Origin of the sequence: Pseudomonas cavernicola (assembly GCF_003596405.1) — a bacterium.
Classification (GTDB): domain Bacteria; phylum Pseudomonadota; class Gammaproteobacteria; order Pseudomonadales; family Pseudomonadaceae; genus Aquipseudomonas; species Aquipseudomonas cavernicola.
This window is the reverse complement of record NZ_QYUR01000006.1, coordinates 787,991-811,466: the sequence shown is the minus strand read 5'-3', so window position 1 is coordinate 811,466 and position 23,476 is coordinate 787,991. Positions and strand designations below refer to the sequence as shown.

Below are 23,476 nucleotides of genomic sequence, written 5' to 3'. Positions count from 1 at the left end.
CAAATGAGCGACGACTGACGCAGCCATGCGGAAAAATGGCCCCGTCCCTTCGGGTTGCGCCCAAAAACACGCCATGCGGCGTTGCGGGACTTGGCAAGGGGGTGACCATTGCCTGCGTCCAGCGCCTTGCCTGGCGTGTTTTTGGGCGGCAACGCAGGCTGGATTTATTAACAGATAGGTTCTCCGCATGACTCGCACCAGCCGTATGTCCTTCGAGTTGTTGGCCACCGATGGCAAGGCGCGCCGTGGCCGCCTGACCTTTCCGCGGGGTGTCGTCGAGACTCCGGCTTTCATGCCGGTCGGTACTTACGGCACCGTCAAAGGCATGCTGCCGCGCGATATCGAAGCGAGCGGTGCGCAGATCATCCTGGGCAACACCTTCCATCTGTGGTTGCGGCCCGGTACCGAAGTGATCAAGCGCCATGGCGATCTGCATGACTTCATGCAATGGCAAGGGCCGATCCTTACCGACTCCGGTGGTTTTCAGGTGTTCAGCCTGGGTGCCATGCGCAAAATCAAGGAGGAGGGCGTGACCTTTGCCTCGCCGGTGAATGGCAGCAAGGTGTTCATGGGGCCGGAAGAGTCGATGCAGGTGCAGCGTGAGCTGGGTTCGGACATCGTGATGATTTTCGATGAGTGCACTCCGTACCCCGCCGATGTGGATGTCGCGCGAGTCTCCATGGAGCTGTCGCTGCGCTGGGCCAAACGTTCGAAAATCGCCCATGGCGATAACACCGCGGCTCTGTTCGGGATTGTTCAAGGTGGCATGCATCAGGATTTGCGCATGCATTCGCTCGATGGGCTGAATGAAATCGGCTTCGATGGCCTGGCGATTGGCGGCCTGTCGGTGGGGGAGCCGAAGGAGGAGATGATCCGCGTGCTGGACTATCTGCCAGGGCAGATGCCGGCCGATAAGCCGCGCTACCTGATGGGGGTCGGTAAGCCAGAGGATCTGGTCGAGGGCGTGCGCCGCGGGGTCGACATGTTCGATTGCGTGATGCCGACCCGTAATGCGCGTAACGGTCACCTATTCGTCGATACCGGCGTGTTGAAGATTCGTAATTCGGCGCATAAGCATGATGACTCGACGCTCGATCCGACCTGTGATTGCTATACCTGTAAACACTTCTCCCGCGCGTATCTGCATCATCTGGATAAGTGCGATGAAATGCTCGGTAGCATGTTGAATACCATCCACAATTTGCGCCATTACCAGCGCCTGATGGCTGGTTTGCGTGAGGCTATTCAACAGGGTACATTGGCCGCCTTTGTCGATTCCTTCTATGTCCGACGCGGCCTTAGCACACCGCCGCTGGACTGATAAATCAACTTTCTAAGACCTTGTTAACAGGAGTGTTACATGAGCTTTCTGATCCCCGCCGCTTTTGCGGATGCCGCTGCGCCGGCTGCCACTGGTCCTGCCGGTACTGGCTTCGAGTGGGTTTTCCTGGTCGGTTTCCTGGTCATCTTTTATCTGATGATCTGGCGCCCGCAGGCTAAACGCGCCAAAGAGCACAAGAATCTGATGGGCAACCTGCAAAAGGGCGACGAAGTGGTCACCTCCGGCGGCATCGCGGGCAAGATCAACAAAGTTACCGATGACTTTGTGGTGATCGAAGTGTCCGATACCGTCGAGCTAAAGATTCAGAAAGCGGCAATTGCCGCAACGCTGCCCAAAGGCACGCTGAAAGCCATCTAACTTCACATTTTTACCATTCGACGGGGCGCTATAGGCGCCCCGCGTCATAAGCGGGCGGCGTCATGCTGAACAAATACCCTCTGTGGAAATACCTGCTGATCCTGGCAGTGCTGGCGATCGGCTTTATTTATTCTGCGCCCAACCTGTACCCGGACGATCCGGCTATTCAGATCACAGGGGCGAGCACGGCGTTGCAGGTCGAGCAGGCTGACTTGGATCGCGTGGGCAAGGCGCTGAATGACGCCGGCATCGCTGTCAAAGCGTCAAGCCTGGCTGCGCAGGGGAAGGGTGGGCTGGTGCGCCTGCTCAAGAAAGAAGATCAGCTACCGGCCAAGGATGTCGCGCGTAAGGCTTTGGGCGACGACTATGTGGTGGCCCTGAACTTGGCGCAAACCACGCCGAACTGGCTGCGTAGTCTGGGTGCGAGCCCAATGAAGCTGGGCTTGGACTTGTCCGGTGGTGTGCATTTCCTGCTGGAAGTGGATATGGACAAGGCGCTCGACGCGCGCCGTAAGGTTTACGAGGGCGATGTAAAGAGCCTGCTGCGTAAGGAGCGTCTGCGTTATCGCAGTCTACCGGAGCAGGGTGGTGCGATTCAGTTGGGCTTTACCGATGAGGCAAGTCTGGAAAAGGCGCAGAGCTTGATCCGTAAAGACTTTACCGACTTTCAGCTGACGGCGAGCGAGCGTAATGGCCTGCAGGTGCTGCGTCTGGAGATGACTCCGGCCAAGCTGGCGGAGATCCGTGAATACTCGATCAAGCAAAACCTGACCACCGTGCGCAATCGCGTCAACGAACTGGGCGTCGCCGAGCCGCTGGTGCAGCGCCAAGGCGCCAACCGCATCGTGGTTGAGTTGCCGGGCGTGCAGGATACGGCTGAGGCCAAGCGGATTCTCGGTAAGACCGCTAACTTGGAGTTCCGTCTGGCTGCTAGCCAGGACGCGACCAAGGCAACGACCGAATCCTTCGAATTTCGCGAGCCTGGCCGGCCGGCCGTGCCGCTGGAGCGCGGCCTGATCATCACCGGTGACCAGGTTACCGATGCCCAGGCGAGCTTTGATGAGAATGGCCGCCCGCAAGTGAACATCCGTCTGGATGGTCACGGTGGTGAGCTGATGAACCGCGCTACCCGTAATAATGTCGGGCGCAGCATGGCGGTGATCTTTATCGAGCAGAGACCGCTGACCCGTTACGTTAAGCAGGTGGTCGACGGCGTCGAGAAGGAGGTTGCGGTACAGACCTTCAAGGAAGAGAAAAAGATCATCAGCTTGGCAACTATTCAGTCGCCATTGGGTAGCCAATTCCGTATCACTGGTCTGGAGGGCAAGGGTGAGTCCTCTGAGCTGGCCCTGCTGCTGCGTGCCGGTGGTCTAGCGGCGCCGATGTATTTCGCCGAAGAGCGCACCATTGGCCCGAGCTTGGGTGCGGACAACATTACCAAGGGGATCGATGCGTCGCTTTGGGGCATGCTTTTAGTTTCCCTGTTCATCATCGCCATTTACCGTTTCTTCGGTGTGCTGGCAACGGTCGCCCTGGGGCTCAACATGGTCATGCTGCTGGCGCTGATGTCGCTGCTGGGTGCCACGCTGACTCTGCCGGGTATCGCCGGTATCGTGCTGACCATGGGGATGGCGGTGGACGCCAACGTGCTGATTTTTTCGCGGATTCGTGAGGAGATCGAAAACGGTATGTCCGTGCAGCGCGCGATTCACGAGGGTTTTGATCGAGCCTTCACGGCGATCCTGGATGCCAACCTGACTACATTGTTGGTGGGCGGGATTCTCTTCGCTATGGGTACCGGGCCGGTTAAAGGCTTCGCGGTGACCATGTCGCTCGGCATCTTTACCTCGATGTTCACCGCCATCTTGGTGACTCGTGGCATGGTCAACCTGATCTTCGGTGGTCGTGACTTCAAGAAGTTGTGGGTTTAAGGGGCGGCTATGAAACGTACGATTAACTTTATGGGCGTGCGCAACGTTGCGTTCGCCGTGACTCTGTTCCTGACGGCCTTGGCGTTGTTCAGTTTGTTCCACAAGGGGCTCAACCTTGGCCTGGACTTTACCGGGGGGACGCTGATCGAGCTGACCTATGAGCGTCCGGCCGATCTCGCCAAGGTGCGTGAGCAGCTGGTCAAGGCTGGCTATGAGGAGGCTGTGGTGCAGAGCTTTGGCGCCACTACTGATTTGCTGGTGCGGATGCCTGGTGATGATCCGCAGTTGGGCAATCAGGTGGCCGCGGCATTACGCCAGGCTGGCGCGGACAATCCGGCGCAGATCAAGCGTGTCGAATTTGTTGGGCCGCAGGTGGGGGAGGAGCTGCGCGATCAAGGTGGCTTGGGTATGTTGCTGGCCCTTGGCGGCATCATGCTCTACCTGGCTTTTCGCTTTCAGTGGAAGTTCGCGGTCGGCGCCATCGTGTCGTTGGTGCATGACGTGGTGGTTGCGATTGGGATTATTTCGTTTTTCCAAATTACCTTCGACCTGACGGTGTTGGCTGCGGTGCTGGCTATCATCGGTTACTCGTTGAACGACACTATCGTGGTGTTTGACCGGGTGCGTGAGAACTTCCGCGTGCTTCGTAAAGCCAGTTTGATCGAGAACATCAATATCTCGACCACTCAGACGCTGCTGCGAACCATGGCGACCTCTATCTCTACCCTGCTGGCCATCGTGGCTTTGTTGGTGTGGGGTGGCGATAACTTGTTTGGTTTCTCCATAACTCTGTTCATTGGTGTGCTGGCTGGTACCTACTCCTCGATCTATATCGCCAACGTGGTGCTGATTTGGCTGAACTTGGGTGTCGAGGACCTGATTCCGCCGGTCGCCGCTGAAGAGGTCGATGAGCGCCCCTAGGGCTGTGATGCATATCTCGGTCGTCGCGTGACGGCGGGCATGGGCAGGGAACTTGGGGTGTATAGCTGACTCCAAGGCTAGGAGTAAGGCGTGTAAATGCCTGTTTGAGTGAAACCAGGAGGTTCAAGTGAACAAGTCGATGCTCGTTGGTGCGGTGCTTGGTGCGGTAGGTGTTACCGCCGGTGGTGCTGTGGCTACTTACAGTTTGGTTGGTGGCGGCCCCGAGTACGCTGAAGTGCTTGCTGTAGAGCCGATCAAGGAAATCATCAAAACTCCTCGTCAGGTCTGCAAAGATGTCGCCGTTACTCGGCAGAAACCGGTCAAGGATCAGCACCAGGTTGTTGGTAGCGTGCTAGGTGCGGTAGCTGGTGGCTTGCTCGGAAACCAGGTTGGTGGTGGCACTGGCAAGAAGATTGCCACCGTGGCTGGTGCCGTTGGTGGTGGCTATGCCGGTAACAAAGTTCAGGAAAACATGCAGGCCAACGACACTTACACCACTACTGAAGCGCGCTGCAACACCGTGACCGATACCAGTGACAAGCTGGTGGGTTACAACGTCAAATATGAGTTGGACGGTAAGGTTGGGCAGGTCCGTATGGATCGCGACCCGGGCGCCCGGATTCCGGTCGACAAAGAAGGGCAGTTGGTGCTGGGGCAGGTTGCTCAGTAGCTTGGATGCAAATAAAAATGCGCCTTTCGAGGCGCTTTTTTTATGGTGCGCCAGGCATGGCGCGTAGCGCCGTGACTGGCGCTGTCTGGCTCACTGTGGTGGTGAGCTGGATGACTTGGAGGTGGAAGTCCTCTACACACCCGGCAAGGGGAAGTGTTAGCTGAAGGCAAGGGTGTCGCGGGCGACTGCGAATCTGAAGGAAGCCGAAGGCAAACTGCTGGCCTGACGAACAGGAAGCGGATTAGGCGGCGTAGCAGGGTGAGGTAGCCATAATTGCCAAAGCCCGATACTTGCACGGAACGCTACGACGTATATCCGACAGGCATAAGCAGGAAGGTCGCGCGAATTACCCTGGGAGATCTGTTCGCCTGCCATGTGCTACCGGCATCGTGAGGTGACGGGATGGGCGAGCAGAAGTCAGCCGAGGCCGTAGTAGTTGCTCGGAACCGGAGCAATGAAGGGCTGAACCTGCCATGAGCGGATAGTCAGGTGTGCTCTCTGAGCGGGTCGCAGGCACAAGCTCCCTTATACGGAGGCCTGGACAATCAGGAGGTAGGGGCCGGAAGTCCCGAGAGCCTGTCCGGGTGCTTAGACTACGCGGGCGACACATCGAACGAAACCAAGCTCGCTGATGCAGTTTGTCAGTAGGCAGGAACCGCCGTATACGGAACCGTACGTACGGTGGTGTGGGAGGACGGCGGGGGTGACCCCGCCTCCTACCCGATGGTAGAAAAAACCCGGCGCTGGGCCGGGTTTCTTATTCGCTGTCGGATTTAGCGTTTCAGCGAAGGTGACAGGTGTGGCTGGATGGCTGTCAGCACGGCTTTGAAGCACTTGGTGTTACCTGCAACGATATGACCCTTCTCAAGGAATTCGTGGCCGCCGCTGAAGTCGCTGACCAGGCCTCCAGCTTCCTGGATAAGTAGTGCGCCGGCGGCCATGTCCCATTCGGATAGGCCGAACTCCCAGAATGCATCGAAGCGTCCGGCGGCGACGTAGGCTAGATCCAGGCTGGCGGCGCCTGCGCGGCGGATACCGGCGGTCTGGCCGACCAGGCTGCGGAACATGTTGAGGTAGTTGTCCAGGTTGTCGATCTGGCTATCGCGGAACGGGAAGCCGGTACCGATCAGCGCGCCTTCCAGGCTCTTGCGTGGGCTTACGCGCAGGCGACGACCATTGAGTGCGGCGCCGCGGCCGCGGCTGGCGGTAAATTCTTCCTGGCGAACCGGGTCGAGCACGACTGCGTGCTCCAGGCGGCCGCGGTATTTGCAGGCGATGCTGACGGCAAAGTGCGGCACACCGCGCACGAAGTTAGTAGTGCCGTCGAGCGGGTCGATGATCCACAGGTAGTCGGCGCCATCACCGCTGCCTTCGATCAGGCCGCCTTCTTCGCCGAGGAAGCTATGGGTGGGATAGGCTTTGCGCAGCGCGGCGATGATGCTCTGCTCGGCGGCGCGATCGACCTCGGTCACGTAATCCTTGGCATCTTTCTCGTCGACCGAGATGACGTCCAGGCGCTCGATGGAGCGGAAAATCAGTTCTGCGGCGCTGCGGGCTGCGCGCAGCGCGATATTCAGCATGGGCTGCATGGAGGTTTCACCTGGGTCGTTAAAGAAAGCCGAACATTCTAGCAGAAAACCTCCAAGTAAGTAGGGTCGCCTGTGCCCTGCATGGCGTTTGCTGGGGGGGTTCTGTAAGATTTGCTCCCCTTTGCTGTCTGTGTGAGCGCTTGCGTTGCTGCAAAATATTCGCGTGATCTTGGTCAATACCAGTCATCCCGGCAATATCGGCGGGGCTGCGCGCGCCATGAAGAACATGGGTTTGTCGCGTTTGGTGCTGGTGGATCCAGAGGACTTTCCCAGTGCCGAGGCTGTCGCCCGCGCTTCCGGAGCAAACGATATTCTGGATAACGCCCAGGTAGTCGCCACGCTTGAAGAGGCTTTGGTCGGCTGCAGTCTGGTGCTTGGTACCAGTGCAAGAGATCGGCGAATTCCTTGGCCTCTACTGGATCCGCGTGAATGTGGAGCAGCTGCCTGTGAGCATGCTGGGCAGGGTGCAGAGGTAGCGCTGGTGTTCGGTCGAGAGTATGCCGGGCTGACCAATGACGAACTGCAGCGCTGTCATTTTCATGTGCACATTCCTTCTGATCCTGAGTTCAGCTCGCTCAACCTTGCTGCAGCGGTACAGGTATTGGGTTATGAGGTGCGCATGGCCTGGTTGGCTGCGCAGGGGCTGCCGACGAAGGTGGAGAAGTTCGAGGTGACCTCGGTGCGCAGTGGGCAACTGGCTACCATGGATGAGATGGAACTGTTCTACGGGCATCTCGAGAGTACCCTGGTTGCTATTGGTTTTCTTGATCCGGAGAAGCCGCGGCATTTGATGTCTCGCCTGCGTCGCCTATTTGGTCGCAGTGCGGTTAACAAGTCTGAAATGAACATCCTGCGCGGCATTTTGACTGAAGCTCAGAAGGCTGCCCGCGGTGAGCCCCATAAGCGGAGAGATGATGATGTTTGAGCGCGTGCGAGAAGATATTCAGAGCGTATTCCATCGCGATCCGGCTGCGCGCAATGCTTTCGAGATTCTGACTTGCTATCCCGGTTTGCATGCGATCTGGTTGCATCGCCTGTCCGGCTGGCTTTGGCTGGCGGGTTGGAAATGGCTGGCGCGAGTGGTCTCTAACTTTGGCCGATGGTTGACCGGGGTTGAGATTCATCCGGGGGCGAAGATAGGTCGGCGGTTTTTCATCGATCACGGTATGGGCATTGTGATCGGCGAGACTGCGGAAATCGGTGACGACGTCACGCTTTATCAGGGTGTGACGCTTGGCGGTACTAGCTGGAATAAAGGCAAGCGCCATCCAACGCTGGAGGATGGTGTGGTCGTGGGGGCGGGGGCCAAGGTGCTGGGGCCGTTCACTGTCGGTGCGGGGGCCAAGATCGGCTCCAATGCGGTGGTGACCAAGGCAGTGCCGGCTGGCGCTACCGTGGTCGGGATTCCGGGGCGAATCATCGTTAAGGTTGATGATGAGCTGGAGGCTAAGCGCCAGGCTATCGCCGAAAAGCTGGGGTTCGATGCGTATGGCGTCAGCCAGGACATGCCGGATCCTATAGCTAAAGCCATTGGTCAGCTGCTTGATCATCTGCAAGCCGTAGATGGTCGCCTGGAGGGCATGTGCGCTGCCCTCAAAGCGTTGGGTAGTGACTACTGCGCAAAAGAGTTGCCAGCTTTGCGTGACGAGGATTTCGCGGACGTTAAAGAGTCGGGCGACAAGCCGGCAGCTTAATGCGGCGCTAGGTCTGTTTTGCTATGATGCGCGCCCTTATCAAGGTTAATTCCGAGTGTCTTGATAGGTCTTATAGTTGACCTAAATACTCGGAAATAGCATACTCGCGCCAAACCAGTGAACTCGCGGTACAAGCCATGCGACTGACTACCAAAGGCCGTTACGCCGTTACCGCCATGCTCGATTTAGCGCTGCATGCGCAGCACGGGCCAGTGTCTCTGGCTGATATTTCCGAACGCCAAGGCATTTCCCTGTCCTATCTGGAGCAGTTGTTCGCCAAGCTGCGTCGCGGCAATTTGGTCTCCAGTGTGCGCGGTCCAGGTGGCGGTTATCGGCTGTCGCGAGACATGCACGGCATCCAGGTTGCGCAGGTCATTGATGCTGTCAATGAGTCGGTTGATGCCACTCGTTGCCAGGGGCTGGGCGATTGCCATGCCGGTGACACCTGCCTGACTCACCATCTGTGGTTCGACCTCAGCCAGCAGATTCATGAGTTTCTGAGTGGTATCAGCCTGGCTGACCTTGTTACTCGTCATGAGGTGCAAGAAGTCGCCCAGCGCCAGGATCAGCGTCACTGCAATGGCAGGGCGCCGCGCCTAGATAAGATTGAAGCGTCCGCCGTTGACTGAGCAGGGCGCCTGGCTGATAGGCCTATACCTGATAGGAGAGCATCAATGAAATTGCCGATTTATCTCGATTATTCCGCGACGACACCGGTCGATCCGCGTGTTGCGCAGAAGATGAGCGAGTGCCTGTTGGTCGATGGCAACTTCGGTAATCCGGCGTCGCGCTCCCATGTGTTTGGCTGGAAGGCTGAGGAGGCGGTGGAGAATGCGCGTCGCCATGTGGCTGAACTGGTCAACGCCGATCCGCGCGAGATCGTCTGGACCTCCGGCGCTACCGAGTCCGACAACCTGGCGATCAAGGGGGTTGCGCACTTCTACTCGACTAAGGGTAAGCACCTGATTACCTCGAAGATCGAACACAAGGCCGTGTTGGACACTACCCGGCAGCTCGAGCGCGAAGGTTTCGAAGTTACCTACCTCGAGCCCGGCGAAGATGGTCTGATCACTCCGGCGATGGTCGAGGCAGCCCTGCGTGAAGACACCATTTTGGTGTCGGTTATGCACGTCAACAACGAAATCGGCACCATCAACGACATCGCGGCCATCGGTGAGCTGACCCGCTCCCGTGGCGTGCTGTTCCATGTTGATGCGGCTCAGTCCACTGGCAAAGTGGAGATCGACCTGGAAAAGCTCAAGGTCGATCTGATGTCCTTCTCCGCCCACAAAACCTACGGCCCGAAAGGCATTGGCGCACTTTATGTAAGCCGCAAGCCGCGTGTGCGTCTGGAGGCCCAGACTCATGGCGGTGGCCATGAGCGCGGCATGCGTTCGGGCACCCTGGCGACTCACCAGATCGTCGGCATGGGCGAGGCGTTCCGCGTCGCCAAGGAAGACATGGCCCAGGAAAGCGAGCGTATTCGTGCCCTGCGCGATCGCTTCTTCAAGCAGGTCGAGAACCTCGAGGAGCTGTACGTGAACGGCAGCATCACTGCCCGCGTGCCGCACAACCTCAACCTGAGCTTCAATTACGTCGAAGGCGAGTCGCTGATCATGGCGCTCAAGGATCTGGCGGTATCGTCCGGTTCGGCCTGCACCTCGGCTTCGCTGGAGCCGTCTTACGTGCTGCGTGCCTTGGGCCGCAATGATGAGTTGGCGCACAGCTCGATCCGCTTCACCTTCGGCCGCTTCACCACGGAAGAAGAAGTCGATTACGCCGCGAAGAAAGTCTGCGAGGCGGTTACCAAGCTGCGCGAACTGTCGCCGCTGTGGGACATGTTCAAAGAGGGTGTCGATCTGTCCAAGGTCGAATGGGCGGCACACTAACGCTGCCGCTGAGCGGCACCTGATGAGAGAGGAATAGCACCATGGCATACAGTGAAAAGGTCATTGACCACTACGAGAATCCGCGCAATGTCGGCAAGATGGATGCGGAAGACCCCAATGTCGGCACCGGCATGGTCGGCGCACCGGCTTGCGGCGACGTGATGCGTCTGCAAATCAAAGTCAACGAGCAAGGCGTGATTGAAGATGCCAAGTTCAAGACTTACGGCTGCGGTTCGGCGATCGCTTCCAGCTCCCTCGCCACTGAGTGGATGAAGGGCAAGACGCTGGATGAGGCTGAGACCATCAAGAACACCCAGCTTGCCGAAGAACTGGCGCTGCCACCGGTGAAGATCCACTGCTCTGTACTCGCCGAAGACGCCATCAAGGCGGCCGTGCATGACTACAAGCAGAAGAAAGGTTTGCTCTAAGTAAACGGTTCTACGAGTAACCGCTCTACGAGTAAGGAGTTCCGATGGCTATCAGCATGACCGAAGCAGCTGCGCAGCACGTGCGTCGTTCCCTTGATGGGCGTGGCAAGGGTGAGGGCATTCGTTTGGGTGTTCGCACCACGGGCTGCTCTGGCCTGGCCTACGTGCTGGAGTTCGTTGATGAGGCTCAGAGTGAGGATCAGGTGTTCGAGAGTCATGGCGTCAAGGTGATTATCGACCCGAAAAGCCTGGTCTACCTCGATGGTACTGAGCTCGACTTCGTCAAGGAAGGTTTGAACGAAGGCTTCAAGTTCAATAACCCCAACGTGCGCGGCGAATGTGGCTGCGGCGAGAGCTTCAATATCTGAGGCTGCTGTGGGTACCCCTTGTCATTTCGCCTTATTTGATCTGCAGCCGAGCTTCCGCTTGGATCTTGAGCAGCTAGCCGCGCGTTATCGCGAGCTGGCGCGCAGTGTTCATCCGGATCGCTTTGCAGATGCTTCGGAGCGTGAGCAGCGGCTTGCGCTGGAACACTCCGCCAGCCTCAATGAAGCCTACCGAACGCTGAAAAATGCTCCGCAGCGCGCGCGCTATTTATTGGCTTTGCGCGGTCATGAGCTGCCGCTAGAAGTGACGGTAAAAGACCCTGAGTTTCTTCTGCAGCAGATGCACTGGCGTGAAGAGTTGGAAGACCTCCAGGACAGTGCGGATCTGGCTGGGGTGGCAACCTTCAAGCGCCGCCTGAAGATTGCTCAGGATGAGCTGAATGAAAGCTTTGCTGCCTGTTGGGATGAAACTGCGCGTCGTGAAGAGGCCGAGCGCCTAGTGCGGCGCATGCAGTTCCTCGACAAGCTCAGCTACGAAGTGCGCCAGTTGGAAGAGCGCCTCGACGATTAACCTCCGCGCTGCCTCGGCGGCGCGCCTGATACGCAGACAAGCATGGCCCTACTGCAGATCGCTGAACCCGGACAGAGCCCGCAGCCGCACCAGCGTCGTTTGGCGGTGGGAATTGACCTGGGGACTACCAATTCACTGGTCGCTGCACTGCGCAGTGGCCTGTCCGAGCCTTTGCCTGATGCTGATGGTCAGGTAATCCTGCCGTCGGCGGTGCGCTACCACGCAGATCGCGTGGAAGTGGGGCAAGCCGCCAAGGCGGCGGCTGCTAGCGACCCATTCAATACTGTGTTGTCGGTCAAGCGCCTGATGGGGCGTGGTCTGGCTGACGTCAAGCAACTGGGCGAGCAATTGCCTTACCGCTTCGTCGATGGTGAGTCGCATATGCCGTTTATCGGCACCGTACAGGGGCCGAAAAGCCCGGTCGAGGTGTCGGCCGATATTTTGAAAGTGCTGCGTCAGCGCGCCGAAGCCACTCTGGGTGGCGAATTGGTCGGTGCGGTGATCACGGTGCCCGCCTATTTCGACGACGCCCAGCGCCAGGCCACGAAAGATGCTGCGCGGCTGGCTGGGCTCAATGTGCTGCGCCTGCTCAATGAGCCGACGGCGGCGGCGGTGGCTTATGGTCTCGATCAGCAGGCCGAAGGGGTCGTGGCGATTTATGACCTGGGCGGCGGCACTTTCGATATTTCGATTCTGCGTCTGACAGGCGGGGTCTTCGAGGTGTTGGCGACTGGTGGCGATAGCGCGCTGGGTGGCGATGACTTCGATCTCGCGATCGCTGGCTGGATCGTGCAGGAAGCGGGACTCTCCGCGGATATCGAGCCGGGTGCCCAGCGCAGCTTGTTGCACAGCGCTTGTGCCGCCAAAGAGGCGTTGACCAGTGCAGCGTCGGTTGATGTGGCGCATGGTGCATGGCGTGGCGTGCTCACGCGTGAGCATTTCGAGGCGTTGATCGAGTCGATGCTGGCGCGCAGCCTCAAGTCCTGCCGCAGGGCGCTGCGTGATGCAGGGATCGAGATTGAAGACGTCGAAGCGGTAGTGATGGTCGGCGGCTCCACTCGTGTGCCGCGCGTGCGTTCGGCGGTGGGCGAGCTGTTTGCGCGTGAGCCGTTGACCGATATCGACCCGGATCAAGTGGTGGCCATTGGGGCTGCGATCCAGGCGGATACTCTGGCCGGTAATAAGCGAGGCGAGGGTGAAGAGCTGTTGCTGCTCGATGTGATTCCGCTGTCGCTCGGCCTGGAGACTATGGGCGGGCTGATGGAAAAGGTCATTCCGCGCAACACCACTATTCCGGTGGCGCGGGCGCAAGACTTCACTACTTATAAAGACGGCCAGACGGCCATGAAGATTCATGTGCTGCAGGGCGAGCGTGAGCTGATCAGTGATTGCCGCTCTCTGGCGCGTTTTGAATTGCGCGGTATCCCGCCGATGGTGGCGGGTGCGGCGAAGATTCGCGTGACCTTTCAGGTAGATGCTGACGGCCTGCTGAGCGTCGCTGCGCGCGAGCTCGGTTCGGGCGTGGAGGCGAGCATTCAGGTGAAGCCGTCCTATGGTCTGACCGATGGCGAAATTACCCGCATGCTGCAGGATTCTTTCCAGAACGCGAGTGATGACAAGGTTGCTCGTGCTCTGCGTGAGCAGCAGGTGGATGCCGAACGTCTGCTCGAAGCTGTGCAGACTGCGTTGGAAGTTGATGGCCAGCGTCTGCTGAGTGAGGAAGAGCGCGTTGTGATCGAGTTGCAAATGCAGCACTTGCGCGAGTTGATGGTTGGGGCTGATGGTCCGGCTATCGAGCGGCAAACCAAGCGCCTATCCCAGGTTACCGATGCTTTTGCCGCGCGCCGAATGGATGCCACGGTGAAGGCGGCGCTGGCTGGGCGCCGACTGAATGAAATTGAGGAATAACTGATGCCGCAGATCGTTTTTCTGCCCAATGCCGACCATTGCCCCGAAGGTATGGTGGTTGAGGCGCAACCTGGCGAGACCATTATTGCGGCGGCAATGCGCAACGGTTTGGATATTGAGCACGCGTGCGAAATGTCCTGTGCCTGCACCACGTGTCATGTGGTCGTGCGCGAGGGCTTTCAGTCGCTGGAGCCATCTGACGAACTGGAAGATGACTTGCTGGACAAGGCTTGGGGGCTTGAGGCGGAGTCGCGGCTGTCCTGCCAGGCGGTAGTGAAGGATAAGGATCTGGTGGTAGAGATCCCCAAATACACCCTCAACCAAGTCTCGGAAAAACATTAAGGAGCTGTTCATGAGCCTGAAATGGGTCGATGTGCAGGAAATCGCCATCCAACTGGTCGATAGCCGACCAGGGGTCGATCCGCGATTCGTTAATTTCGTTGATTTGCATCAATGGGTGCTGGCGCTGCCGGAGTTCAATGATGACCCGCGGCACGGTGGCGAGAAGGTGCTTGAGGCGATTCAGGCGGCCTGGATCGAAGAAGCCGATTGAGCTCGTACAGCCCTCGGGCGTGAGCCCTACGCATTTAACCTGAACCCGCGTATAATTCGCGGGTTTAATTTTTGGCTTTAATCCTTAGTTTCTGGAGTTTCACATGGCTGTTCAACGCACTTTCTCCATCATCAAGCCTGATGCCGTTGCTAAAAACGTCATTGGCGAGATCGTCACTCGTTTCGAAAAAGCCGGTCTGCGCGTCGTCGCTTCGAAGATGAAACAGCTGTCCAAGGCTGAAGCTGAAGGTTTCTACGCTGAGCACAGTGCACGTGGCTTCTTCGGCGATCTGGTTGCTTTCATGATTTCCGGTCCGGTTGTCGTTCAGGTACTGGAAGGCGAAGACGCAATCGCCAAGAACCGTGAGCTGATGGGCGCTACCAACCCTAAAGAAGCTGCTGCCGGCACCATCCGTGCCGACTTCGCTGAATCCATCGACGCCAACGCTGTACACGGTTCGGATTCCGAAGCTGCTGCTGCTCGTGAAATCGCTTACTTCTTCTCCGCTACCGAAGTGTGCGCGCGCATTCGCTAAGGCGAACGTGCGAGGGTGAGGCCATGACTGAAGTTACCGGCAAAATCAATCTACTGGGTCTGACCCAGCCTGAAATGGAACAGTTCTTCGACTCTATCGGGGAGAAGCGTTTCCGTGCCGGTCAAGTGATGAAGTGGATTCACCACTTTGGCGTCGATGACTTCGACGCCATGAGCAATGTCGGCAAGGCCTTGCGCGAAAAGCTCAAGGCCTGCGCCGAGATTCGCGGTCCAGAGGTTGTCAGTGAAGACATTTCCACCGACGGTACCCGTAAATGGGTCGTCCGCGTGGCGTCTGGCAGCTGTGTCGAGACCGTGTATATCCCGCAAGGCAATCGCGGCACCCTCTGTGTTTCCTCACAGGCCGGTTGCGCGCTGGATTGCAGTTTCTGCTCCACCGGTAAACAAGGTTTCAATAGCGATCTCACTGCCGCCGAGGTGATCGGCCAGGTGTGGATTGCCAACAAGTCGTTCGGCAGTGTGCCGGCGAAGATCGATCGCGCCATCACCAACGTGGTGATGATGGGCATGGGCGAGCCGCTGCTGAACTTCGATAATGTGGTCGCCGCCATGCACCTGATGATGGATGACCTCGGTTATGGCATCTCCAAGCGCAAGGTGACCCTGTCCACTTCGGGCGTGGTGCCGATGATCGACAAGTTGGGCGAAGTCATCGACGTATCTCTGGCGCTTTCTTTGCACGCGCCTAACGATGAACTGCGCAACAAGCTGGTGCCGATCAACAAGAAGTACCCGCTGGAGATGTTGCTGGCTGCCTGCAAGCGTTATGTCGCACGGCTTGGCGAGAAGCGTGTGCTGACGATCGAATACACCTTGCTTAAAGATGTGAACGATAAGCCTGAGCATGCTGAGGAGATGATCGCACTTCTCAAGGATGTGCCTTGCAAGATCAATCTAATCCCGTTTAATCCCTTCCCCTTTTCCGGTTATGAGCGGCCGAGCAACAACGCCATTCGTCGCTTCCAAGACCTGCTGTATAAGGCTGGGCACAATGTCACCGTACGCACGACCCGTGGCGAAGACATTGACGCAGCTTGCGGGCAGTTGGTCGGTCAGGTCATGGACCGTACTCGGCGTAGCGAGCGCTACATTGCCGTGCGCGAGCTGAGCAGCGAGGCTGACACGCCCCGTACCGCTGTAAACCGAACCTGAAGGTAGGATATCTATGACCTTGCGCGCTGCGCTGCTTCTGTTTTTCACCAGCTTATTGGTAGGTTGCGTGTCCACTGGCAACGTCGATCCGATGAAAACCGGTAAAGGCCGCGACCAAGCGCGTGATGCCTACGTCCAGCTTGGGATTGGCTACCTGCAGCAAGGCTCAACCGAGCAGGCAAAGGTTCCCCTGAAGAAAGCCCTGCAGCTTGATCCCTCAAATGCCGATGCGCACGCAGCACTAGCGTTGCTGTTCCAGATCGAGATGGAGCCTGAACTCGCTGACGAGCATTTTCGCAAAGCGATTTCGGAGCGCAGCAACGACCCGCGGTTTTTGAATAATTACGGTAGCTTCCTGTTTGAGCAAGGGCGCTACAAAGAAGCTTTTGAGCGTTACCAGCAAGCGGCTCAAGATAATCTGTACCCCGAGCGCTCGCGGGTGTTTGAAAATCTGGGTATGACAGCGCTCAAGCTGAATAAGAGTGATGAAGCGAAGAAATATTTTGAGCGTTCGCTGCGGCTGAACAAGCGTCAGCCACGAGCCCTGCTAGAGATGGCCGAGTTGTCCTTTGAGGGCAAAGCGTATGTGCCCGCGCGTGATTACTATGAGAGTTTTAGTGCGCTCAGCGAGCAGAACTCACGCAGCTTGCTGCTCGGCTCGCGCCTCGCAAACATCTTCGAAGATCGGGATAAAGCAGCTAGCCTAGGCCTGCAACTCAAACGCCTTTATCCCGGTACACCGGAATATCAGCAATACCTGTCGGAGCAATGATGAAAGCGGTGCATCCCGAAGCTCTAGCTGTGACTCGCAGCAACCCAGGCGAGACTCTGCGTAAGGCCCGCGAAAATAAGGACTGGTCGGTAGCCGAAGTGGCTGCGCAGCTCAATTTGACTACTCAGCGTCTGAGCCAGCTCGAGGCGGGTGCGTTCGATCAGCTGCCGGGGCATACCTTTGCCCGTGGCTATGTGCGTGCTTACGCCAAGTTGCTCGGTATGGATCAGAGTCTTGTGGTGCAGGAGTTCGACCAATACACCGGAACTGATGCCACTGGCAGCAGCGTGCATGGTCTGGGGCGCATCGAAGAGCCCGTGCGTTTGTCGCAGAGCGTGTTGCGCTTGGTCAGCTTTGTCTTGCTGCTAGTGCTGGCCGGTATCGGTTTTCTCTGGTGGCAGGATCAGTCGGCAGGCCGCTCTGGCGAGTCGGCCGAGGTTAGCCTGGAGCACGTTGAAGTAGAGAGCGCCGACGGCACTACGCAAATTCACCCGCTGGACGAGCCGGAAGATCAAGCCGTAGCCGATGCGCAGAGCGAGGGTGAATCTGGCTTGGCGGAAATGTCTCCCGAGTTGGCTGCGCAGCCCGAGGCGGAACTGCCGGGCGCTGTAGCTACACCGCCGGCAGCTATCAGCCCTTTGGTTGTGCCTAGTGCGCCGGTCGCCGCCGTAACACCTGTTCCTGTAACTCCTGTGACTCCTGTAACTCCTGTCGCCCCTCCAGCGCCTGCTGCCGCTGCCGCTACTCCTGCTCCTGCGGTCGCAGCGGTGGGTGAAGGTCTGGTGGCTCTTGAATTCAGCGCCAACTGCTGGATTCAACTTACGGATGCTTCTGGCAAAGTGCTGGTTAGCGGCCTGAAACGCGCGGGTGAGAAGCTGGAATTGAGTGGAAAAGCTCCTCTGGAGTTGCGTCTGGGTTATGCGCGCGGCGCACAAGTTCGTTACAACGGTCAGGTGGTGGATGTCGCGCCCTTCACCAGTGGCGAAACTGCACGCTTGAAGTTGGGGCAATAAACCATGCACGGCGAATCACCAATCCTCCGTCGTCAATCGCGCAAGATTTGGGTCGGCACTGTTCCGGTGGGCGGTGATGCGCCTATCGCTGTGCAGAGCATGACCAATACCGATACCTGCGATGTCGCCGCCACAGTGGCGCAGATCCGTCGCTTGGAAGAAGCCGGCGCCGATATCGTCCGTGTGTCTGTGCCGGATATGGATGCTGCTGAAGCGTTTGGCAAGATCAAGCAACTGGTTCAGGTACCCCTGGTTGCCGACATCCATTTTGACTACAAGATTGCGTTGCGCGTTGCCGAGTTGGGGGTTGATTGCTTGCGGATCAATCCAGGCAACATTGGCCGCGAAGATCGCGTCAAGGCGGTCGTTGATGCGGCGCGTGACCGTGGCATTTCCATCCGCATCGGCGTTAACGCCGGCTCCCTGGAAAAAGACCTGCAGAAGAAATACGGCGAGCCAACGCCGGAAGCCTTGGTCGAGTCGGCACTCCGACACGTTGAACATCTGGATCGCCTGAATTTTCCGGACTTCAAGGTCAGCGTCAAAGCTTCTGATGTATTTATGGCGGTTGCGGCTTATCGACTGTTGGCCAAGCAGATCGAGCAGCCGTTGCACTTGGGCATCACGGAAGCAGGCGGTCTGCGTTCTGGCACCGTGAAGTCCGCCGTCGGTTTGGGCATGCTGCTCGCCGATGGGATTGGCGATACCATCCGCATCTCCTTGGCTGCCGATCCGGTGGAAGAGGTCAAGGTCGGTTACGACATCCTCAAGTCGCTGCGCTTGCGTTCCCGTGGCATCAACTTCATCGCTTGCCCGAGCTGCTCGCGGCAAAACTTCGATGTGGTCAAGACCATGAACGAGCTTGAAGGCCGCTTGGAAGACCTCTTGGTACCGCTCGATGTGGCCGTGATCGGCTGTATCGTCAATGGTCCTGGCGAAGCCAAGGAGGCGCATATCGGCCTCACCGGCGGTACGCCGAATAACCTGATTTACATCGACGGCAAGCCGGCGCAGAAACTGACCAATGACAATCTGGTCGATGAGCTGGAAAGGCTGATACGCCAGAAGGCGGCCGAGAAGGTCGAAGCCGACGCGGCGCTAATCGCCCGTGGCTAGAGCCAAGAATACTAAGGATTTTGTGTGAGTAAGTCTCTACAAGCCATTCGTGGCATGAACGACATTCTGCCTGAGCAGACGCCGCTCTGGCGCTACTTCGAAGGTGCTGTGGCAAACCTGCTGGATGGCTATGGCTATCGGCAGATCCGCATGCCGATCGTTGAGGTCACCGAGCTGTTCAAGCGCTCTATCGGCGAAGTCACGGATATCGTCGAGAAGGAGATGTACACCTTCGCAGACCGTAATGGCGACTCCTTGACCCTGCGCCCGGAAGGGACTGCCAGCTGCGTTCGCGCGGTGCTGGAGCACGGTATTTCCGGTGGCGGCCAGGTGCAGAAACTCTGGTACATCGGCCCGATGTTTCGCTATGAGCGGCCGCAGAAAGGTCGCTATCGCCAGTTCCACCAAATTGGCGTGGAGGTCTTTAACCTCGACGGGCCGGACATCGATGCCGAGCTGATTGTGCTGACCTGGCGCCTCTGGGGCCTGCTGGGCATTCGCGATGCGGTGAAGCTGGAGTTGAACAGCCTCGGCACCAGTGCCGCGCGGGCGAATTACCGCGAAGCCCTGGTGCAATATTTGTCGGCGCGTCTCGACCTGCTGGATGAAGACAGCAAGCGGCGTCTAGCCAGCAACCCGTTGCGGATTCTCGACAGCAAGGTGCCGGAAACTCAGGCCATGTTGGCCGATGCGCCGAAGATGGCGGATTATCTCGACGAAGAGTCGCGGAGCCACTTCGACGGCCTCAAGGCGCGCCTGGATGCCGCCGGCATTCCCTATGTGCTCAACCCCAAGCTGGTACGCGGCCTCGATTATTACAGCAAGACCGTGTTCGAGTGGGTCACTGATCAGCTCGGAGCTCAAGGTACGGTGTGCGCGGGCGGTCGTTACGATGGCCTGGTCGAGCAGATGGGTGGTAAGTCGACCGCTGGTGTTGGTTTCGCCATGGGTATTGAACGGCTGATATTGCTGCTGGAAACCCTGGAACAGGTCCCCGCCGAAATTTCCCGCCAAGTCGATGTGTACCTCTGTGCGTTTGGTGAGCCGGCCGAGTTGGCGGGGCTCTCGCTGGCTGAGCGTTTACGCGATCAGTTGCCAGGGGTGCGTTTGCAGGTGAATGCCGGGGCTGGCAGCTTCAAGAGTCAGTTGAAAAAGGCCGATAAGAGCGGTGCATTGTTCGCCTTGGTATTGGGCGAGGACGAGCTGGCTCAGCAAGTGATAGGTTTCAAGCCCCTTCGTGGTCAGGGCGAACAACAAAATATTGCCTGGGATGCTTTGTCTGAGCATCTGGTAGCCTGCCTGAAGCAGGTTTGAGCATTCAGCGAATAAGGAGTATTGGGGTGACGTCGCGTACTGAAGATGAAGAGCTGGCGCTGATCAAAGACTGGTGGGAGCGCAATGGCAAACCCCTGCTGACAGGGGGCGCCTTGGCGCTGGTCGTGGTCTTTGGCTGGCAGGCTTGGCAGAAGTACCAGACCAACCAGGCTCAAGGTGCTTCGATGGTTTACCAGCAGTTGCTGGAAACCGCGTTTAATCCGAGTGGCGAGCCGGATGCGGGCCAAGTGGCTGAGCTGGCGAACAAACTGAAGAAAGACTTCGGTGGTACCTATTACGCCCAGTACGGCAGCCTGTTCGTCGCTAAAGTCGCGGTAGACACGGGCAAGCTGGACGATGCGGCGGCTGAGCTGCAAGCCATTGTCGCCAAACCGGCCGATGACACCCTGGCCGAGCTGTCTCGTCAACGTTTGGCCCGTGTGTTGGCCGCGCAAAATAAGGCGGAAGACGCGCTCAAGCTGCTTGAAGGCGATGCGGATAAGGCCTTCTTGGCCAGTCGCGAAGAGCTCAAAGGTGATCTGCTGGTCAAGCTGGGTCGTCGCGATGAGGCGCATGCTGCCTACGAGAAGGCCAAGGCAGCGCTGTCGGACGAAGCTGCGGTAGGCAGTCTGCAAATGAAGCTCGACGACTTGGCGAAAGGGGATGCGTGACGTGATGCGCTGGAAATATGCCGCACTGCTGGCCCTGGCCGTTCTGGCCGCGGGTTGCAGCAGCAATAGCAAGAAGGAACTGCCGCCGGCCGAGCTGCCCGACTTCACTGAAGAGGTCGAGTTGAAAAAAGAGTGGAGCCGTTCGGTGGGCGATGGCCAAGGCGACTCCTTCAATATGCTGGTGCCGGCGGTGGATGGCGATCAGATCTTCGCCTCCGACGTAAACGGCGAAGTGATGGCGCTCAACCGTTTCAGTGGCGACAAGCTCTGGGAACAAGACCTCGACTTGCCGGTGTCGGGCGCGGTTGGGGCGGGTTATGGCTTGGTACTGCTGGGTACGCTGAAGGGCGAAGTGATTGCTCTGGATGCTGCCACAGGCGAAGAAAAATGGCGCTCGCGGGTTACCAGCGAAGTGCTGGCGGCACCGGCTACCAATGGTGACGTAGTCGTCGTGCAGACCCAGGATGACCGCTTGATCGCGCTTGATGCGGCAACCGGCAATCAGCGCTGGATCTACGAAAACACCCCGGCAGTATTGACGCTGCGTGGCACCGGGGCGCCGATTGTCACCAGTCGTTTGGCGTTTGCTGGTCTCTCCAGTGGCAAGGTGATCGCGCTTGATACTCAGCGTGGCCTGCCTGTGTGGGAGCAGCGCGTGGCTGTACCGCAAGGCCGCTCCGAGCTGGAGCGCGTGGTCGACATCGATGGCGGTTTGGTTCTGTCTGACAATGTGCTCTATGTCGTGAGCTACCAAGGCCGTGTCGCTGGGCTGGATCTGGAAAGTGGACGGATTCTTTGGCAGCGCGAAGCATCCAGTAACGTCGGTCTGGCTCAGGGGCTCGGCAACGTCTACGTGAGCTTGGCCAATGGCACCATCGAAGGTATCGACGAGCGTTCCGCGTCGGCGCTGTGGAGTAACGAAGCCTTGGCTCGTCGCCAGCTGTCAGCTCCGGAAGTGTTCTCCAGTTACGTAGCGTTCGGCGATTTTGAAGGCTACCTGCACCTGGTCAGCCAGGTGGATGGCCGTTTTGTTGGTCGCGAGCGTATCGACAGCGACGGTTTGCGCGCACGTCCGCTGGTGGTCGGTGATTGGCTGTATGCCTTCGGCAATAGCGGAGATCTGGTCGCGCTGACCATCCGCTAAGCTGTGATTTAGTGTCCGGCCGCTGCCGTTTGACGGCAGCGGCCTTTGTGTTTTCTGAAATTGAGTGGAGGGGCCGCATGGTTCCCGTAATCGCCCTGGTGGGCCGTCCGAACGTCGGCAAGTCCACCCTGTTTAACCGCCTGACCAAGAGTCGCGACGCTATTGTCGGCGATCTGTCTGGTCTGACCCGTGATCGCCAGTACGGTGAGGCTAAGTGGCAAGGGCGAACCTACATCTTGATCGATACCGGCGGTATTTCCGGTGACGAAGACGGTATGGACTCGAAAATGGCCGAGCAATCGCTGCTGGCCATTGAAGAAGCCGATGCCGTGCTGTTCCTGGTGGATGCCAAAGCCGGCATGTCGGCCGCCGACCAGATGATTGGCGAGCACTTGCGCAAGCGCAACAAGCGTTGCTTCCTGGTGGCGAACAAGGTCGACAGCATTGACCCGGACCTGGCGCGTGCCGAGTTCAGCCCCCTGGGTCTGGGCGATGCGTTGCCGATTGCCGGCGCCCATGGCCGTGGTATCAGCCAGATGCTCGAAGCGGCCTTGTCGGAATTCCCCAAGGATGCGGTCGAAGACGAACCACTCGAGGGTGAGGTGGTTGCCGAAGGCGAAGAAGCCAAGCGCATCCCTGGTCCGAGCGAGAAGGATGGCATCAAGATCGCCATCATCGGTCGGCCCAACGTCGGCAAGTCGACCCTGGTCAACCGCATGCTCGGTGAGGACCGGGTGATCGTGTATGACCAGCCCGGCACCACGCGCGACAGTATTTATATTCCCTTCGAGCGTAGTGGCGAGAAGTACACGCTGATCGACACTGCCGGGGTGCGCAAGCGCGGCAAGATCTCGGAAGAGGTCGAGAAGTTTTCGGTGGTGAAAACCCTGCAGGCGATCAAAGACGCCAACGTGGTGATTTTCGTCATGGATGCCCGCGAAGGCGTGGTCGACCACGACCTCAACCTGCTGGGGTTCGCGCTGGAAACCGGTCGTGCGCTGGTCATCGCGTTGAACAAATGGGACGGCATGGAGCCGGGCGAGCGTGATTATGTGAAGACCGAGCTGCAACGCCGCTTGTTCTTTGTCGACTTCGCAGACATTCACTTCATTTCCGCGTTGCACGGCACCGGTGTCGGCAATCTGTACCAGTCGGTCCAGGCCTCGTTCAAGTCGGCGATCACCCGTTGGCCGACTAGCCGCCTGACCCAGATCCTCGAAGATGCGGTCAGTGAGCACGCGCCGCCGATGGTTAATAACCGCCGGATCAAGCTGCGCTATGCCCACTTGGGCGGGGCCAACCCACCGCTGATCGTGATTCACGGCAATCAGGTAGAGAAGGTGCCCAAGTCCTATGTCCGCTACCTGGAGAACACCTATCGCCGCGTATTGAAACTGGTCGGTACGCCAATCCGTATCGAGTTCAAGGGCGGTGAAAACCCGTACGAAGGCAACAAGAACACCCTGACCGATCGCCAGGTCAACAAGAAGCGCCGGTTGATGTCGCACCATAAGAAAGCCGACAAGAAGCGTAGAGACAAGCGCTGATTAGCGTACGTCT

The 23,476-nt window shown here is 58.4% G+C and carries 25 protein-coding genes; 24 read left to right on the top strand and 1 reads right to left on the bottom strand.

The features are described 5' to 3' along the window. The first annotated feature begins 205 nt into the window (after positions 1-205). The 5 genes from tgt to D3879_RS19915 all read left to right on the top strand — a co-directional run bounded on the left by tgt (position 206) and on the right by D3879_RS19915 (position 5,221). A complete protein-coding gene (gene tgt / locus D3879_RS19935) occupies positions 206-1,321 on the top strand; it encodes a tRNA guanosine(34) transglycosylase Tgt (protein WP_177412475.1) in 1,116 nt (371 codons plus the stop codon). Positions 1,322-1,360: 39 nt separating this feature from the next. Further along, a complete protein-coding gene (gene yajC / locus D3879_RS19930; protein WP_119955975.1) occupies positions 1,361-1,699 on the top strand; it encodes a preprotein translocase subunit YajC in 339 nt (112 codons plus the stop codon). A gap of 62 nt (positions 1,700-1,761) precedes the next feature. After that, positions 1,762-3,630 carry a protein translocase subunit SecD gene (gene secD, locus D3879_RS19925; protein ID WP_119955974.1) on the top strand — a complete coding sequence of 623 codons (1,869 nt, stop codon included), beginning with the start codon at positions 1,762-1,764 and terminating at the stop codon, positions 3,628-3,630. 9 nt (positions 3,631-3,639) lie between these two features. Next, a complete protein-coding gene (secF, locus tag D3879_RS19920; protein ID WP_119955973.1) occupies positions 3,640-4,551 on the top strand; it encodes a protein translocase subunit SecF in 912 nt (303 codons plus the stop codon). A gap of 127 nt (positions 4,552-4,678) precedes the next feature. Beyond that, a complete protein-coding gene (locus D3879_RS19915; RefSeq protein WP_119955972.1) occupies positions 4,679-5,221 on the top strand; it encodes a glycine zipper 2TM domain-containing protein in 543 nt (180 codons plus the stop codon). A 773-nt stretch (positions 5,222-5,994) separates the two neighbouring features. Here D3879_RS19915 and suhB read toward each other — a convergent pair. Beyond that, positions 5,995-6,810, bottom strand: a complete 816-nt coding sequence (gene suhB, locus D3879_RS19905; RefSeq protein WP_119955971.1) for a type III secretion system regulator SuhB — start codon at positions 6,808-6,810, stop codon at positions 5,995-5,997. A 145-nt stretch (positions 6,811-6,955) separates the two neighbouring features. Here suhB and trmJ point away from each other — a divergent pair, with 145 nt between their 5' ends. From trmJ to der, 19 genes are all read left to right on the top strand, one after another. Further along, positions 6,956-7,735, top strand: a complete 780-nt coding sequence (gene trmJ / locus D3879_RS19900; RefSeq protein ID WP_119955970.1) for a tRNA (cytosine(32)/uridine(32)-2'-O)-methyltransferase TrmJ — start codon at positions 6,956-6,958, stop codon at positions 7,733-7,735. Beyond that, on the top strand, positions 7,728-8,504 hold the full coding sequence (gene cysE / locus D3879_RS19895; protein ID WP_119955969.1) for a serine O-acetyltransferase: 777 nt from the start codon (positions 7,728-7,730) through the stop codon (positions 8,502-8,504). Before trmJ ends, cysE begins: the two co-directional genes overlap by 8 nt. A 137-nt stretch (positions 8,505-8,641) precedes the next feature. After that, entirely contained in the window at positions 8,642-9,133 is a 492-nt protein-coding gene (gene iscR / locus D3879_RS19890) for a Fe-S cluster assembly transcriptional regulator IscR (RefSeq protein WP_119955968.1), read from the top strand. 45 nt (positions 9,134-9,178) lie between these two features. Continuing rightward, complete coding sequence (locus tag D3879_RS19885; protein WP_119955967.1) at positions 9,179-10,393, top strand: IscS subfamily cysteine desulfurase; 1,215 nt, start codon at positions 9,179-9,181, stop codon at positions 10,391-10,393. 41 nt (positions 10,394-10,434) lie between these two features. Continuing rightward, entirely contained in the window at positions 10,435-10,821 is a 387-nt protein-coding gene (iscU, locus tag D3879_RS19880) for a Fe-S cluster assembly scaffold IscU (protein ID WP_119955966.1), read from the top strand. Between the two features lie 44 nt (positions 10,822-10,865). Beyond that, the gene (iscA, locus tag D3879_RS19875; RefSeq protein ID WP_119955965.1) at positions 10,866-11,189 is read left to right on the top strand and encodes an iron-sulfur cluster assembly protein IscA; all 324 of its coding nucleotides are present in this window, start codon (positions 10,866-10,868) and stop codon (positions 11,187-11,189) included. Positions 11,190-11,196: 7 nt separating this feature from the next. Continuing rightward, positions 11,197-11,718, top strand: a complete 522-nt coding sequence (hscB, locus tag D3879_RS19870; RefSeq protein WP_119955964.1) for a co-chaperone HscB — start codon at positions 11,197-11,199, stop codon at positions 11,716-11,718. A gap of 42 nt (positions 11,719-11,760) precedes the next feature. Beyond that, complete coding sequence (gene hscA / locus D3879_RS19865; RefSeq protein WP_119955963.1) at positions 11,761-13,626, top strand: Fe-S protein assembly chaperone HscA; 1,866 nt, start codon at positions 11,761-11,763, stop codon at positions 13,624-13,626. A 3-nt stretch (positions 13,627-13,629) separates the two neighbouring features. Beyond that, entirely contained in the window at positions 13,630-13,968 is a 339-nt protein-coding gene (fdx, locus tag D3879_RS19860; protein ID WP_119955962.1) for an ISC system 2Fe-2S type ferredoxin, read from the top strand. Positions 13,969-13,978: 10 nt separating this feature from the next. After that, positions 13,979-14,179, top strand: coding sequence for a Fe-S cluster assembly protein IscX (gene iscX / locus D3879_RS19855; RefSeq protein WP_119955961.1), 201 nt, complete (start codon positions 13,979-13,981; stop codon positions 14,177-14,179). Positions 14,180-14,282: 103 nt separating this feature from the next. After that, positions 14,283-14,714, top strand: coding sequence for a nucleoside-diphosphate kinase (gene ndk / locus D3879_RS19850; protein ID WP_119955960.1), 432 nt, complete (start codon positions 14,283-14,285; stop codon positions 14,712-14,714). Between the two features lie 23 nt (positions 14,715-14,737). After that, a complete protein-coding gene (gene rlmN, locus D3879_RS19845) occupies positions 14,738-15,886 on the top strand; it encodes a dual-specificity RNA methyltransferase RlmN (protein WP_119955959.1) in 1,149 nt (382 codons plus the stop codon). Positions 15,887-15,899: 13 nt separating this feature from the next. After that, on the top strand, positions 15,900-16,658 hold the full coding sequence (gene pilW / locus D3879_RS19840) for a type IV pilus biogenesis/stability protein PilW (protein ID WP_119955958.1): 759 nt from the start codon (positions 15,900-15,902) through the stop codon (positions 16,656-16,658). Then, positions 16,658-17,671, top strand: a complete 1,014-nt coding sequence (locus tag D3879_RS19835; protein WP_119955957.1) for a RodZ domain-containing protein — start codon at positions 16,658-16,660, stop codon at positions 17,669-17,671. Before pilW ends, D3879_RS19835 begins: the two co-directional genes overlap by 1 nt. A 3-nt stretch (positions 17,672-17,674) precedes the next feature. Further along, complete coding sequence (ispG, locus tag D3879_RS19830) at positions 17,675-18,787, top strand: flavodoxin-dependent (E)-4-hydroxy-3-methylbut-2-enyl-diphosphate synthase (RefSeq protein ID WP_119955956.1); 1,113 nt, start codon at positions 17,675-17,677, stop codon at positions 18,785-18,787. Between the two features lie 24 nt (positions 18,788-18,811). Then, positions 18,812-20,101: a histidine--tRNA ligase gene (gene hisS, locus D3879_RS19825; protein WP_119955955.1), complete on the top strand. Its 1,290-nt coding sequence runs from the start codon at positions 18,812-18,814 to the stop codon at positions 20,099-20,101. Between the two features lie 26 nt (positions 20,102-20,127). After that, a complete protein-coding gene (locus D3879_RS19820) occupies positions 20,128-20,772 on the top strand; it encodes a tetratricopeptide repeat protein (protein WP_119955954.1) in 645 nt (214 codons plus the stop codon). Next, on the top strand, positions 20,765-21,916 hold the full coding sequence (bamB, locus tag D3879_RS19815) for an outer membrane protein assembly factor BamB (protein ID WP_119955953.1): 1,152 nt from the start codon (positions 20,765-20,767) through the stop codon (positions 21,914-21,916). Before D3879_RS19820 ends, bamB begins: the two co-directional genes overlap by 8 nt. 77 nt (positions 21,917-21,993) lie before the next feature. Then, positions 21,994-23,463: a ribosome biogenesis GTPase Der gene (gene der, locus D3879_RS19810; protein ID WP_119955952.1), complete on the top strand. Its 1,470-nt coding sequence runs from the start codon at positions 21,994-21,996 to the stop codon at positions 23,461-23,463. The last annotated feature ends 13 nt before the right edge of the window (positions 23,464-23,476 follow it).

Coding starts and splice junctions, on each gene's coding strand:
- tgt (WP_177412475.1), top strand. CDS start 206: ATGTCCTTCGAGTTGTTGGCCACCGATGGCAAGGCGCGCCGTGGCCGC.
- yajC (WP_119955975.1), top strand. CDS start 1,361: ATGAGCTTTCTGATCCCCGCCGCTTTTGCGGATGCCGCTGCGCCGGCT.
- secD (WP_119955974.1), top strand. CDS start 1,762: ATGCTGAACAAATACCCTCTGTGGAAATACCTGCTGATCCTGGCAGTG.
- secF (WP_119955973.1), top strand. CDS start 3,640: ATGAAACGTACGATTAACTTTATGGGCGTGCGCAACGTTGCGTTCGCC.
- suhB (WP_119955971.1), bottom strand. CDS start 6,810: ATGCAGCCCATGCTGAATATCGCGCTGCGCGCAGCCCGCAGCGCCGCA.
- cysE (WP_119955969.1), top strand. CDS start 7,728: ATGTTTGAGCGCGTGCGAGAAGATATTCAGAGCGTATTCCATCGCGAT.
- iscR (WP_119955968.1), top strand. CDS start 8,642: ATGCGACTGACTACCAAAGGCCGTTACGCCGTTACCGCCATGCTCGAT.
- D3879_RS19885 (WP_119955967.1), top strand. CDS start 9,179: ATGAAATTGCCGATTTATCTCGATTATTCCGCGACGACACCGGTCGAT.
- iscU (WP_119955966.1), top strand. CDS start 10,435: ATGGCATACAGTGAAAAGGTCATTGACCACTACGAGAATCCGCGCAAT.
- iscA (WP_119955965.1), top strand. CDS start 10,866: ATGGCTATCAGCATGACCGAAGCAGCTGCGCAGCACGTGCGTCGTTCC.
- hscA (WP_119955963.1), top strand. CDS start 11,761: ATGGCCCTACTGCAGATCGCTGAACCCGGACAGAGCCCGCAGCCGCAC.
- fdx (WP_119955962.1), top strand. CDS start 13,630: ATGCCGCAGATCGTTTTTCTGCCCAATGCCGACCATTGCCCCGAAGGT.
- iscX (WP_119955961.1), top strand. CDS start 13,979: ATGAGCCTGAAATGGGTCGATGTGCAGGAAATCGCCATCCAACTGGTC.
- ndk (WP_119955960.1), top strand. CDS start 14,283: ATGGCTGTTCAACGCACTTTCTCCATCATCAAGCCTGATGCCGTTGCT.
- rlmN (WP_119955959.1), top strand. CDS start 14,738: ATGACTGAAGTTACCGGCAAAATCAATCTACTGGGTCTGACCCAGCCT.
- pilW (WP_119955958.1), top strand. CDS start 15,900: ATGACCTTGCGCGCTGCGCTGCTTCTGTTTTTCACCAGCTTATTGGTA.
- D3879_RS19835 (WP_119955957.1), top strand. CDS start 16,658: ATGAAAGCGGTGCATCCCGAAGCTCTAGCTGTGACTCGCAGCAACCCA.
- ispG (WP_119955956.1), top strand. CDS start 17,675: ATGCACGGCGAATCACCAATCCTCCGTCGTCAATCGCGCAAGATTTGG.
- bamB (WP_119955953.1), top strand. CDS start 20,765: ATGCGTGACGTGATGCGCTGGAAATATGCCGCACTGCTGGCCCTGGCC.
- der (WP_119955952.1), top strand. CDS start 21,994: ATGGTTCCCGTAATCGCCCTGGTGGGCCGTCCGAACGTCGGCAAGTCC.